Origin of the sequence: Citrobacter sp. R-1.5.2 (genome assembly GCF_035064245.1) — a bacterium.
GTDB lineage: Bacteria > Pseudomonadota > Gammaproteobacteria > Enterobacterales > Enterobacteriaceae > Citrobacter.
On record NZ_JASEYC010000008.1, the window covers coordinates 187976 to 201461 of the forward strand.

General features: G+C 54.1%; 12 protein-coding genes. 5 read left to right on the plus strand and 7 right to left on the minus strand.

Annotated features, from left to right (window positions below):
- Positions 1-25 precede the first annotated feature (25 nt).
- Positions 26-1570 (minus strand): 2,3-bisphosphoglycerate-independent phosphoglycerate mutase, encoded by a 1545-nt coding sequence (gene gpmM / locus QMN38_RS16055; RefSeq protein ID WP_271454734.1) that lies wholly within the window; start codon positions 1568-1570, stop codon positions 26-28.
- A 249-nt stretch (positions 1571-1819) separates the two neighbouring features.
- Between gpmM and QMN38_RS16060 the strand changes: the two genes are divergently transcribed.
- From QMN38_RS16060 to cysE, 5 genes are all read left to right on the plus strand, one after another.
- A complete protein-coding gene (locus QMN38_RS16060; RefSeq protein ID WP_005120473.1) occupies positions 1820-2251 on the plus strand; it encodes a rhodanese-like domain-containing protein in 432 nt (143 codons plus the stop codon).
- 52 nt (positions 2252-2303) lie between these two features.
- Positions 2304-2555, plus strand: a complete 252-nt coding sequence (gene grxC, locus QMN38_RS16065; RefSeq protein WP_003024152.1) for a glutaredoxin 3 — start codon at positions 2304-2306, stop codon at positions 2553-2555.
- 45 nt (positions 2556-2600) lie between these two features.
- Positions 2601-3068 (plus strand): protein-export chaperone SecB, encoded by a 468-nt coding sequence (secB, locus tag QMN38_RS16070; protein ID WP_003024155.1) that lies wholly within the window; start codon positions 2601-2603, stop codon positions 3066-3068.
- Positions 3068-4087: an NAD(P)H-dependent glycerol-3-phosphate dehydrogenase gene (gene gpsA / locus QMN38_RS16075; protein WP_271440352.1), complete on the plus strand. Its 1020-nt coding sequence runs from the start codon at positions 3068-3070 to the stop codon at positions 4085-4087. Before secB ends, gpsA begins: the two co-directional genes overlap by 1 nt.
- Positions 4088-4165: 78 nt before the next feature.
- Positions 4166-4987: a serine O-acetyltransferase gene (cysE, locus tag QMN38_RS16080; RefSeq protein WP_003024160.1), complete on the plus strand. Its 822-nt coding sequence runs from the start codon at positions 4166-4168 to the stop codon at positions 4985-4987.
- Positions 4988-5167: 180 nt separating this feature from the next.
- On the opposite strand, the gene trmL is transcribed toward cysE, so the two are convergent.
- From trmL to QMN38_RS16110, 6 genes are all read right to left on the minus strand, one after another.
- Positions 5168-5641: a tRNA (uridine(34)/cytosine(34)/5-carboxymethylaminomethyluridine(34)-2'-O)-methyltransferase TrmL gene (trmL, locus tag QMN38_RS16085; RefSeq protein ID WP_137382091.1), complete on the minus strand. Its 474-nt coding sequence runs from the start codon at positions 5639-5641 to the stop codon at positions 5168-5170.
- Positions 5642-5687: 46 nt separating this feature from the next.
- Positions 5688-7028, minus strand: coding sequence for an MFS transporter (locus QMN38_RS16090; protein ID WP_323605346.1), 1341 nt, complete (start codon positions 7026-7028; stop codon positions 5688-5690).
- A 196-nt stretch (positions 7029-7224) separates the two neighbouring features.
- Positions 7225-8415 carry a quinone-dependent L-lactate dehydrogenase gene (gene lldD, locus QMN38_RS16095; protein ID WP_271454732.1) on the minus strand — a complete coding sequence of 397 codons (1191 nt, stop codon included), beginning with the start codon at positions 8413-8415 and terminating at the stop codon, positions 7225-7227.
- Positions 8412-9188, minus strand: coding sequence for a transcriptional regulator LldR (lldR, locus tag QMN38_RS16100; RefSeq protein ID WP_323605347.1), 777 nt, complete (start codon positions 9186-9188; stop codon positions 8412-8414). The genes lldD and lldR overlap by 4 nt, the downstream gene beginning before the upstream one ends.
- Positions 9185-10840, minus strand: coding sequence for an L-lactate permease (gene lldP, locus QMN38_RS16105; protein ID WP_323605348.1), 1656 nt, complete (start codon positions 10838-10840; stop codon positions 9185-9187). The genes lldR and lldP overlap by 4 nt, the downstream gene beginning before the upstream one ends.
- Before the next feature lie 289 nt (positions 10841-11129).
- On the minus strand, positions 11130-13486 hold a 2357-nt coding region (locus QMN38_RS16110), incomplete at its 5' end, for a YadA family autotransporter adhesin (protein ID WP_323605349.1).

Consider the following 13486-nt stretch of genomic DNA (forward strand, 5'->3'; position numbering starts at 1 on the left):
TCGCCTTTCCCCTCATGGGGAGGGATTATTCCACGATGAACAGCGGCTTACCAGTCATCTCTTGCGGGATTTCCATACCCATCAGCGTCAGCATCGTCGGGGCGATATCCGAAAGTTTACCGCCTTCGACCGCTTTAACGTTTTTACCACCGACATAAATCAGCGGAACCGGCAGGTTGGTATGCGCGGTATGCGCCTGACCAGTAGACGGATCGCGCATCTGCTCAGCGTTACCGTGGTCTGCGGTGATCAGCAGTTGGCCGCCAACGGATTCAACAGCTTTAGTCACTTGTTCAACGCAGTGATCCAGCGCTTCAACCGCTTTAACTGCCGCTTCCATCACCCCGGTATGGCCAACCATGTCGCCGTTCGGGTAGTTACAGATGATGGTATCGTATTTACCGCTTTCAATCGCAGCAACCAGCTTCTCAGTCAGTTCTGCAGAGCTCATTTCTGGCTGCAGGTCGTAGGTGGCGACTTTTGGCGAGTTGATCAGGATGCGGTCTTCGCCTTTGAACGGTTCTTCTACACCGCCATTAAAGAAGAAGGTCACGTGCGCGTATTTTTCTGTTTCAGAAATACGCAGCTGGGTTTTGTCATTCTTCGCCATCCACTCACCAAGGGTGTTGGCCAGAGACGCTGGTGGGTAAGCCACCGCGGTTTTGATGTCGGCTGCGTATTCAGTCAGCATCACAAAGTTGAGGTTAACGACTTTTTTACGTGCGAAACCATCAAAATCAGCGTTTACAAACGCACGGGTAATTTCACGCGCACGGTCAGCACGGAAGTTCATGAAAATCAGCGTATCGCCGTCTTCCATTGCGGCATCAGCCTGGCCTTCAGCGCGGATCACGGTCGCTTTTACGAATTCGTCGTTTTCGTCGCGAGCATAGGCAGCCTGCAGACCTGCTACTGCGGTATCGGCCTGGAATTCACCTTGTGCCAGCGTCATCAGGTCATAAGCCTGCTCAACGCGATCCCAACGGTTGTCGCGGTCCATGGCGTAGTAACGACCGATGATGGACGCTACACGGCCTTTACCCAGTGCGGCAAATTTCTCTTCGAATTTCTGCAGTGAGTGTTCAGCACTGCGCGGCGGGGTATCACGGCCATCAAGGAAGGCGTGCAGATAGATTTTTTCTGCGCCGCGCTCAGCGGCCAGTTCAACCATCGCCATGATGTGATCTTCGTGGCTGTGTACGCCACCGGCAGACAGCAGGCCCATGATGTGTACCGCTTTGCCGGCATTTTTTGCCTGGTCAACTGCGGCGGTCAGCACCGGGTTAGCGAAGAAAGTCCGTTCTTTAATTTCTACATCCAGACGGGTCAGATCCTGATACACGATGCGGCCCGCGCCCAGGTTAACGTGACCCACTTCGGAGTTACCCATCTGGCGATCGGGCAGGCCGACTTCCAGGCCAGACGCATCAATCAGGGTATGCGGACGTTTTGCCCACAGGGCATCCATTACCGGGGTTTTGGCATTAAAAATAGCGTTATCCTGGCTGTCTTCACGATAGCCGTAGCCATCCAGAATCACCAGTACCATAGGCTTTTTAGAAACCGACATTGCGACAACCTCACACTTAATAGATAAAAAATAATTGCGTAATTTTACTACAGCTGAATCGATAAAGTAGCCCCAGAAGATCAAATAATCGACCAGAGCGGTTCGGGTAGGGGGGCGATTTGTGTTTTTTTTTCCGTAGCGCCCCGCAAAAATGCAATCCAATGCATGCTCTGGCTGTATTTGCGCCAACGCGCAGGTATACTCCTTTCCTGGTTTTTTTAATCACTGAGTCGGGAGTTGTTACCCCCCATGCAAGAAATTATGCAATTTGTTAGCCGCCACCCTGTCTTGAGTATCGCCTGGATTGCGTTACTGGCGGCGGTATTGTTTACCACGTTTAAGAGCCTGACCTCAAAAGTGAAGGTAATTACACGCGGCGAAGCGACACGTCTAATCAATAAAGAAGATGCGGTGATTGTGGATTTACGTCAGCGCGACGACTTCCGCAAAGGTCATATCGCAGGCTCCACGAACCTGCTGCCGAGCGAAATCAAAGCCAATAATTTTGGCGAGCTGGAAAAACACAAAAACAAACCTGTTATTGTGGTTGATGGCTCAGGCATGCAGTGCCAGGATTCCGCAACTGCGCTGATTAAAGCCGGTTTTGAACAGGTATCTGTACTGAAAGACGGCGTAGCGGGCTGGAGTGGCGAGAATTTGCCACTGGTTCGCGGCAAGTAATTTACCCGTCTTCTTTCGTACCGCAGGGTAAAAAGAACACTGGAGATAAGTCATGGCCAATATTGAGATCTATACCAAAGCAACCTGCCCGTTTTGCCATCGCGCAAAGGCGCTGTTGAACAGTAAGGGTGTGAGTTTCCAGGAACTTCCGATTGACGGCGATGCCGTGAAGCGTGAAGAGATGATCAAGCGCAGTGGCCGTACGACGGTTCCGCAGATTTTTATTGATGCACAGCACATTGGCGGTTGTGACGACTTGTATGCGTTGGATGCGCGTGGTGGACTGGATCCCCTGCTGCGTTAAGGCGTACCGAAGTATTTAAAGGACAACACTAAGGGTTTTCTAAACATGTCAGAACAAAATAACACTGAAATGGCTTTCCAGATCCAACGTATTTATACCAAGGATGTGTCTTTCGAAGCGCCAAATGCACCGCATGTTTTCCAGAAAGATTGGCAGCCAGAGGTTAAACTGGATCTTGATACCGCATCTACCCAACTGGCAGATGATGTGTATGAAGTAGTGCTGCGTGTCACCGTTACGGCTTCTCTGGGCGAAGAAACTGCGTTCCTGTGCGAAGTTCAGCAGGGCGGTATTTTCTCCATCAGTGGTATTGAAGGGACTCAGATGGCGCATTGCCTGGGTGCATACTGCCCGAACATCCTGTTCCCGTATGCCCGCGAATGCATCACCAGCCTGGTTTCACGCGGTACATTCCCGCAACTGAACCTTGCGCCGGTCAACTTTGATGCGCTGTTCATGAACTATTTACAGCAGCAGGCTGGCGAAGGTACTGAAGAACATCAGGATGCCTGATGAACCAAAGTAATGCTTCAATGACTGTGATTGGTGCCGGCTCGTACGGCACCGCTCTTGCCATTACCCTGGCAAGAAACGGCCACCAGGTTGTCCTGTGGGGCCATGATCCAAAACATATCGCGACCCTTGAGCACGATCGCTGCAACGTTGCGTTCCTACCTGATGTGCCTTTTCCCGAAACGCTGCGCCTGGAAAGTGATTTAGCTACTGCGCTGGCCGCCAGCCGTAACATTCTGGTGGTGGTGCCGAGCCATGTCTTTGGTGAAGTGCTGCGCAAAATTAAACCGTTGATGCGTGCTGACGCGCGACTGGTTTGGGCGACAAAAGGACTGGAAGCAGAGACGGGACGCCTGTTACAGGATGTCGCGCGTGAAGCGCTGGGGGATGAAATTCCGCTGGCCGTTATCTCCGGTCCTACATTTGCCAAAGAACTGGCGGCGGGCATGCCCACAGCCATCTCCCTGGCCTCAACGGATGATACCTTTGCTGATGATCTTCAGCAGTTACTGCACTGTGGCAAAAGCTTCCGTGTCTACAGCAACCCGGATTTCATTGGCGTGCAGCTTGGTGGCGCGGTGAAAAACGTGATTGCGATTGGCGCGGGGATGTCTGACGGTATCGGCTTTGGTGCAAACGCACGAACAGCATTGATCACCCGTGGGCTTACCGAAATGTCGCGGCTTGGTGCGGCGCTGGGCGCTGATCCTGCCACCTTTATGGGGATGGCAGGTTTAGGCGATCTGGTGCTGACCTGTACCGACAACCAGTCGCGTAACCGTCGTTTTGGCATGATGCTCGGTCAGGGTATGGATGTGCAGGGCGCGCAGGACAAGATTGGTCAGGTAGTTGAAGGCTACCGTAATACAAAAGAAGTTCGTGAATTGGCGCACCGTTTTGGTGTCGAAATGCCAATAACCGAGGAAATTTATCAAGTATTGTATTGCGGAAAAAACGCGCGCGAGGCAGCATTGACGTTATTAGGTCGTGCACGCAAGGACGAGCTGAGTCGCCACTAGCTGCAAGGAAACTGTTGAATATAACGACCCGACCCGCGAAGAACGGGTCGGTCGTTTTGCTACCTTCTGGAGTACGCAATGCCGTGTGAAGAACTGGATATTGTCTGGAAAAATATTAAAGCGGAAGCCCGGGCACTGGCGGAATGTGAGCCAATGCTGGCCAGTTTTTACCACGCAACGCTGCTCAAGCATGAGAATCTCGGCAGTGCGCTGAGCTATATGCTGGCGAACAAACTTGCTTCTCCGATCATGCCCGCCATTGCGATTCGCGAAGTTGTGGAAGAGGCTTATGCGGCCGATCCTGAAATGATTGCCTCGGCGGCCTGCGATATCCAGGCTGTGCGCACGCGTGACCCGGCAGTCGATAAATATTCCACCCCACTTCTGTACCTGAAAGGCTTCCATGCGCTGCAGGCCTACCGCATCGGCCACTGGCTATGGCATCAGGGGCGTCAGGCATTGGCGATCTTCCTGCAAAATCAGGTCTCTGTTACCTTCCAGGTAGACATCCATCCGGCGGCAAAAATTGGTCGCGGAATTATGCTCGACCACGCTACAGGCATTGTGGTGGGTGAAACGGCGGTCATTGAAAACGACGTATCTATTCTGCAATCCGTCACGCTTGGCGGGACCGGTAAAGCAGGCGGCGACCGTCATCCGAAAATTCGTGAAGGCGTGATGATTGGCGCTGGCGCGAAAATCCTTGGCAATATCGAGGTTGGACGTGGGGCGAAGATTGGCGCAGGCTCTGTCGTTCTCCAGCCTGTACCGCCGCACACTACCGCCGCAGGCGTTCCGGCGCGTATTGTCGGCAAGCCCGACAGCGATAAACCGTCCATGGATATGGATCAGCATTTCAATGGGATACACCATACGTTCGAATACGGCGATGGCATCTGATTTCGAGCTATCTTACTTGCCATATTGAACCTGGGCTGTGCTCGTCATCCTCACGTACTGCGTGTACGCTCCGGTGACTGTGCGCAGTCCGTGTTCAATCTGTCTGCGCCGATAACGCTCGAAACGAATAACATCAAATTAATGTAGGTCGGATAAGGCGCTAGCCGCATCCGACTAAAATCAACTACGTAATACCGCGCCAGGATATCCCAACTGGCGCCAGGCCTCATACACCACCACCGACACTGCATTTGACAGGTTCATGCTGCGGCTGTCCGGCATCATCGGAATACGAATTTTTTGTTCGGCAGGCAAGGCATCAAGAATGCTGGCTGGAAGACCGCGCGTTTCCGGGCCAAACATCAGGTAATCACCATCCTGATAGCTTACCGCACTGTGTGCAGGCGTACCTTTGGTCGTCAGGGCGAACAGACGTTGCGGATTTTCTGCGGCGACGAAGGCGGCATAATCAGGGTGGCGCAGCACAGCGGTAAATTCATGGTAATCCAGTCCCGCGCGACGCAGGCGCTTGTCGTCCCAGGCAAAGCCCATTGGCTCAATGATATGCAGACGAAAACCGGTATTGGCGCAAAGACGGATAATATTGCCGGTATTTGGCGGGATTTCTGGTTCAAATAATACGATGTTAAGCATACTGCCCCCTTAATAGCGGGGGGCAGAATAGCAGAAATGAGGGGGACTATGCGACGGTCAGAGACTGCGGTTTATAGCGTTGCAGCTTATAAACCGTCGCGGCAGCGGCGACCAGCGCTGGAAGGCTGAGGAACATCAAGATGCTGTCGGCCTGCCATTGCAGGGAGAGCAGTTGGGCGCTCATCATGGTGCCGGCTACGCCACCAAAGCGGCCCACACCTTGCATCCAGGCAATGCCGGTTGCGCGGCAATGAGTGGGATAAAACGTTGCAGCCAGCGTCTGTAGCCCGGACTGTGCGCCGTTCATGGTAATCCCCATCAGGAAGATCAGTGCGCCGAACAGGACGATGTGGTTATGCTCAAAGCCGAGCGCGAGGGCAAACAGCATCGTCAGCATAAAGCCAAGTGAAACCACTTTGTGTGCTTCCCAGCGATCCATCAACCAGCCGGCCAGCAGGATCCCTGCCGTGCCACCGAAGGTGAATAGTGATGTCAGCCAGGCGGACTCTGCCAGCGGGTAGCCCATTCCCAGCATCAGCGTTGGCATCCAACTGAGCAATACGTAATAGATCACCAGCCCCATAAAGTAGGTCATCCACAGCATCAGCGTGCCCGGTAGCCAGGGCATACTGAATAGCTGCGCTACGCTGCCTTTTTTCACCGCCACCCGATCTTCTTCCAGGTAAAACTGGGTGACCTGCTCCAGGTTTCCCGACATAAAGCGTTGGGCAATGCGTTTGATTTGCGCGATCTCTTTGCCACGGTGAACCAAATACTTCACCGATTCTGGCAGGAACAGTACCAATAACACGGTGAGTGCCAGCGGGGCGATTGCACCAGCCAGCAGTACGCTGTGCCAGCCGTAGCTGGGAATGAGCCAGGAGGAGATAACTCCGCCACCCGCAGCACCAAGAGGGAAGCCGCAGTACATGGTATTAATGGCCATTGAACGGCAGCGTTTGGGCGCAAATTCTGAGACCAGTGTGATGGCGTTTGGCATTGCTGCGCCAAGTCCAAGGCCGGTGAGGAACCGCCAGAACGTTAACATATTTAGCGTCTCGGCATACGCTGTACCCAGACTGGCGAGTCCAAAGAACAGGCAGGAAAAGACCAGTACGCGCTTACGGCCCATACGATCGGAAATCGGTCCGGCTAATAATGCGCCAAATGAGAGTCCCAATAATGCGGCGCTTAAAACAGGCCCGAGATCCTGCTTCTGGATGCCCCAGTCGGCAGAGAGCGTGGGAGCAATATAACCCATCGCCGCGGTATCGAAGCCGTCAATGGCTAGAACCAGAAAGCCCAGGACAATAATGACCCAGTGAAACCGTGAAAAACGACTGTCATCTATCGCCTGCTGGATATTCACTTTACCGGAATAAGCCATGTCACCCTCGCCCGTTATGATGGTTGTTATCGGTATAAATTACCCTTGTATTAGCTTGTATATACATTTGGCAGGTGGATAAAAAGTTGTCAAATATATTGGTTATAAATGTTAAGTAGTCGTTACTTTTGCATAAAAAATGGTCGGACTGAAAACAGGCCGACCATGCAGAAAACGCAATTTACGGGAGAGAGTGTTACGCAGCGCTACCCTGAGCCAGAGGAGCCAATGCAGCAGGCAAGCTCTTACCCAGCTCCTGCACCAGAGAATCGCGGCTGATTTCGCTAATCGATTTCGCGCCAGTCAGCGTCATTGCCACTTTCATCTCTTTTTCGATCAGGTTCAGCAGATTCGCCACACCAGCCTGTCCGTGTGTCGCCAACGCGTACAGGTAAGCGCGACCCAACAGGACGCTATCAGCACCCAGCGCAATCATACGCACGACGTCCAGACCGTTACGTATCCCGCTGTCGGCCAGGATAGCGATATCCCCTTTGACCGCATCGGCAATGGCGGGCAGCGCACGAGCAGAAGACAGTACACCATCCAACTGGCGACCACCGTGGTTAGAAACAACAATGCCATCTGCGCCAAACCGCACGGCGTCGCGGGCATCCTCCGGATCGAGGATTCCTTTGATCACCATCGGGCCGTCCCAGAATTCGCGGATCCACTCGAGGTCTTTCCAGGAAATAGACGGATCGAAGTTATTTGCCAGCCAGCCGATGTAATCTTCAAGACCGGTAGGTTTTCCAAGATAAGTTGAGATATTGCCTAAATCATGCGGACGACCATTCAGACCAACGTCCCATGCCCACTGTGGATGGGTGACCGCTTGCCAGTAACGGCGCAGCGCCGCATTCGGGCCGCTCATACCGGAATGGGCATCACGATAGCGGGCGCCGGGCGTGGGCATATCGACAGTAAAGACCAGTGTGGAGCAGCCTGCCGCTTTGGCGCGCTCCAGGGCATTACGCATAAAGCCGCGATCGCGAAGGACGTACAGCTGGAACCACATTGGGCGTTTGATGGTCGGGGCGACTTCTTCAATCGGGCAGACGGAAACCGTAGAAAGCGTAAATGGAATACCTTTGGCGTCGGCGGCGGCGGCGGCCTGGACTTCACCCCTACGCGCATACATGCCACACAAACCGACCGGGGCTAATGCCACCGGCATCGACAATTTTTCGTTGAACAGGGTGGTTTCCAGACTCAGGTCGGACATGTTCTTCAGCACGCGCTGACGAAGTGCCACCTCCGATAAGTCTTCCACGTTGCGGCGCAGGGTGTGCTCAGCATATGCGCCGCCATCAATGTAGTGGAACAAGAAGGGGGGCAGAATGCGTTGGGCTGCGGCGCGATAATCGCTGGCTGCTGAAATAATCATGTGTTGTTCTCCCTGCTAATCTCAATAGGGTCACCGGGCAGGCGGGTGATACGCGCCTGGCGGGCCTGGTCTTCATCAAATCGTTTAATCGTGGTGTGGACGAAACTAAGGTGTGCCATCATGGCCTTCCGTGCGCCGTCGGCATCCCCGGCAACGATGGCATCCAGTACGGCCTGATGTTGCTCCGTCAACTGTGAAAAGACGGGCGGTACCAGATACATACGTTGGCGGCTCTGTTTTACTGAAGACTGCAGGACGTCGAAGAAACCGCGCATAGTTTGTAGCAGCACCACGTTGTGCGACGCTTCGGCAATGGCGAGGTGAAAGCGCACGTCTGCCTGCGAGGCGAGATCGGGGTCTTCGCTTTGCGTGGCTTCGAAACAGAGTCTGATCTTCTCTTTGTCGGCGCTGGTGGCCCGCATGGCTGCGTGCCAGGCGGTACTGGCTTCGATGGCGTGACGGGCTTCCAGAATATCGAAACTGTAATCGGGATCGTCTGCCATCAGCGTTTTCAGCGGCTGAACGATGTTCTGTTCAGACCAGGCTTCATGCTGCCAGCGAACAAACGTCCCACCGCCGCGACGGCTAATCAGTACGCCTTCACTAACCAGCTTTGCTAACGCCTCGCGCAGCGAGTTGCGCGACACGCCCAGTTGTACGGCCAACTGGCGCTCAGCGGGCAACTTCATGCCCGCTTCCAGCTGTTGTTCTTCAATCAGCGCCCGCACACGAGATGCGACCTCGTCGGACAGGCGTCTGGGCATCACAATCATGGAATCATCCAGGTTAAGACATAGGCCTGCAGGGTGGTGATCACACCCACCATGCAGGTGAAAATCAGGCTGTGTTTGACGGTGAAGCGGAACAGATCAGATTCTTTGCCAACCAGTCCCACAGCCGCACAGGCGATGGCGATAGACTGCGGAGAGATCATCTTGCCGGTTACGCCGCCAGTGGTATTTGCCGCTACCATCAGTACGTCAGAAACACCGATTTGCTGCGCCGCCGTTGCCTGTAGCGCGGCGAACAAGGCGTTTGACGAGGTATCAGAGCCCGTCAGGAACACCCCCAGCCAGCCGAGGAACGGCGAGAAGAAAGTGAACGCGCTGCCCGTGTGCGCCAAAGCCAATGCCAGGGTTGATGAAAGCCCGGAGTAGTTAGAGATAAACGCGAATGCCAGTACCATCCCGATGGAGTAAATAGGCAGCGCCAGATCTTTCAGCGTGCTGCCAAAGGTCTGTAGAGCGGCAGAGGGCTTCATCTTCAGCCAGGCGATAGACAGCAGGGCGGCAAAAAGAATGGCGGTACCGGTCGCGGAGAACCAGTCAAATTTGTACACTGCCGCGTAGGCTGTGGCTTCGTGTACGACCGGCGGCATACGGGCTACCAGCTTGTCGAGGAACGGAACCGGAATATTCACTACCCAGTGGTACATCGCGCCGCCCGGCGCAAACAGCGCTTTAAACGGCGGTATGCTCCACAGCGTGACGGTGGCGGTCAGGAACAGGAACGGGGACCAGGCGCGGATGATTTGCCCTGCGGTGTAGCGGGTGCGAGACAGGTCCATATCGACCTGGGAAGCGCCCATATCGCCGAAGCGGAAGATACGTACCGGCTGCCAGCGTTTCAGGAACAGCGTCAGACACACCAGTGAGACCAGTGAAGAGATAATGTCCGGCAGTTCCGGCCCGATAAAGTTCGAGCTGAGATACTGGGCGATAGCAAACGAGCCGCCAGCGACCATTACCGCAGGCCAGGTTTCTTTCACGCCGCGCCAGCCATCCATAATCGCCATAATCCAGAACAGCACGATAATCGTCAGGAATGGCAACTGACGACCGACCATCTGGCCAATCTCGAAGCTGTCCAGTCCGGTAACCTGACCGGCAACCAGAATCGGAATACCCATCGCGCCAAAGGCGACCGGCGCGGTATTCACGATCAGGCACAGCCCGGCTGCGTACAGCGGGTTAAAACCAAGACCCACCAGCAGTGCGGCGGTTATCGCCACCGGTGCACCAAAGCCCGCAGCCCCTTCGAGGAATGCCCCAAAGGAGAAACCGACAATCAGCATTTGCAGACGCTGGTCAGGGGTAATTGAGAGAATGGATGAGCGGATGATGTCGAACTGCCCGGTTTTAACCGAGATTTTATAGACGAATACCGCGGCGATGATTATCCAGGCAATCGGCCACAGACCATAAAAGAAGCCGTACACCACCGAGGCCAAAGCGTGATCGACCGGCATTTTGTAGAACAACAGGGCGACCGCCAGAGCGATCACCACCGTCCAGGACGCCGCAACATAGCCTTTTAGCTTGAGCTTAATCAGGGCGAAGAAAAAGAACAGGATAGGTAGCGATGCTATCAGGCTGGAAAGCCAGATGTTACCGGCCGGATCGTAGTTCTGTTGCCAGAGATTCATTGCAGGTCTCCTGAGGGCCTTCAACATAATGGAATGAGTCTTTGCTCATCTCTTCGTCACATTATGTGTAAAAGTGGCCCTGCCAATATTGTTGTGTAGGGATAATGACAACGAATAGTTAACCAGATGTTATTTATTGGCAACGGTATTGTAGGCTAATTTTAACGAAATGTGAGGGGGTATTCGGATCTGGTGATAATTGGTAGGGCCAATAACAGGAGTGTGAAGAAAATAAAAAGGCAATGGCGGCGTGGCCATTGCCTTTAGCATCGGTGATGTCGTTAACGGATTACCACTGGAAACCCATACCAATGGCCGCCGAGTAATCACCCTGGCTGTTGCTGGTTCCTTGTAATTTATAGACCCAGCCACCACTTTCGCTCACCATGGAGACACCAAGCGCGATTGCGCTCTCGCCATTAAATGTGCCTCCCGCAATCGAGGTCATGTTGGCGCCAGGCGCGTAGGCCTGTGGAAGACCTGCCATCGCCATGGCAGAAGCGATACCGCCGCTCATCTTGTTCTCTACGCCTTTGATTTTACTATTCATCTCACCCATTTTCTGGTCGGTGTAGGTATTTGCTTCTTCTACGCTCTTTTTCAATTGTGCATAGTTAACCGCATCTGTGTCATTCACCGCGGCAGAAACATTGCCGATGCGTGTCGTGCCGCCGCTGCCGTCTCCGAGGTTGAGCGTACTGTAGTTTATCGACCCATCAGCATTGGTTTCATAACGGACGGAACCCGCTTCGGAGGCTTTCAACTGTGCCACGTTAACCGCGTCGGTGTTATTGACCCCTGCGGCGACGTTGGTAATACGGCGTTGCTGTGTGGATGAACCAACAGAAACGGTATTGGCTTCATCGGCCACGGAGTTAGTCCCCAGGGCGACGCTATTATCAGCAGAAGCGATAGATCCAGAGCCAATCGCGACGCTGTCCGCGCCCTGAGCATTGGCATCGTCACCCGTTGAGCTGGTCTTGAAGTACTTGGTATTACCCGTTGTCACAATATCGCCAACAGAGTTTTCAATATTCGTGACCCGGGTATCAAGGCTGCTCACCTGCGTATTCAGATTGGTGATACTTTCGGTATTGGCGGCAACACGGCTATCGGTGGCTTTCAACTGCGCAACGTTAACGGCATCGGTATCCTGCGTACCCGCAGCAACGTTGGTGATTTGCCTCTGGCCGGATGCGCTGCCTACAGACACTTCTCCGCTTGAGCTTTGCGCGGTATCCAAATTGTAAGCGGTATAGCTGCTTTGCGCGCCTACGGTGGTTTGTGAGTTGCTCCCAAGCGCAACGCTATCAGCATGGTTTGCCTGTGCGTTTGTCCCAAAAGCTATGCCATTGCTGGCCGTTTGCGCAACCGTCGCGCCATAACCAATGCCTACGCCTGTATCGCCATTGACGACGGTTTTCGGGCCGACGGCAATGGAGTTAGCGCCAACCGCCAGCGCGTCTTCTTCGTCCGAATTCGCATGGAAATATTGTGTTGGCGTGGTCGATACGGCGGAAATCGCGTTTTGCAGCTGGCGTACCGTGACGGCGTCTTGCGCTTCAGAACCATCCGCGACGTTGGTGATTTGACGATAGCTTTCACCATCAGTACCCAGAGACAATGCGCCCAGCAGTGTCCTGTCCGTGGTGTCATAGCCGATGACGACGCCATCGCTTGTCACGCTGGTCGCCTGTTTGTTTGAGGAGATGGTGCGGTTTGATACTGACCCGCTGCCCAGCGCAATCCCCGTATCGACGATGCTTTGGCTGTTTTGACCTAAAGCCAGGCTGCTGGCACCTGATGCGACAGCGTTATAACCGACGGCCGTCGCGCCAATGCCGGAGGCGTGCGCGTCATCTTCGGTGAGCCCGGTGTCGTTAGTGCGGACGTATTTCACACCCGTCCCGTTGTTGGTGATGTAGGTGTCGCTGGTATCGCCGGCTAAGTTGTTAATAACTTCGCTATTCAGGGCGATTAGCTGATTTGTCTCATACAGTTGAGCGCCGTTGACGGCATCGGTGCTGTCTGCGGACAGGGTGCCTGCGGCGACATTGGTAATTTTGTTGGTGGCGTTAGTACCGTGACTGGCGCTAAATGCCTCTGCCGTGTCATCCCATTTCAACGCGTCGCCGCTAAGGTTGGTGATTGAGGTGTTGATCTCCTCAATATCCGTGGTGTTTTGCGCTACGTTTTGATTGGTTTCATACAGTTGAGCACCGTTAACCGCATCGGTGCTGTCTGCGGACAGGGTGCCTGCGGCGACATTGGTAATTTTGTTGGTGGTGTTAGTACCGTGACTGGCGCTAAACGCGCCTGCGGCCGCATCCCACAGCAGAGCATCATTGGTGAGATCCGTTACGGTGGTGTTGATGTCGGAAACCGAGGTATTAAGGTTGGCGATATCGGTTGTGTTGGTCGCGATATTCGTCGTATTGGTCGCGATGTCAGTGGTGTTTTGCGCCACGTTCTGATTGGTTTCAAATAGCTGAGAACCATTAACCGCATCGGTGCTGTCTGCGGACAGAGTACCGGCCGCCACGTTGGTGATCTTACTGGCGGCGTTGGTGCCATGACCGGCGCTAAACGCGCCAGCGGTCGCATCCCACAGCAGGGCATCATTGGTGAGATCCGTCACGGTGGTGC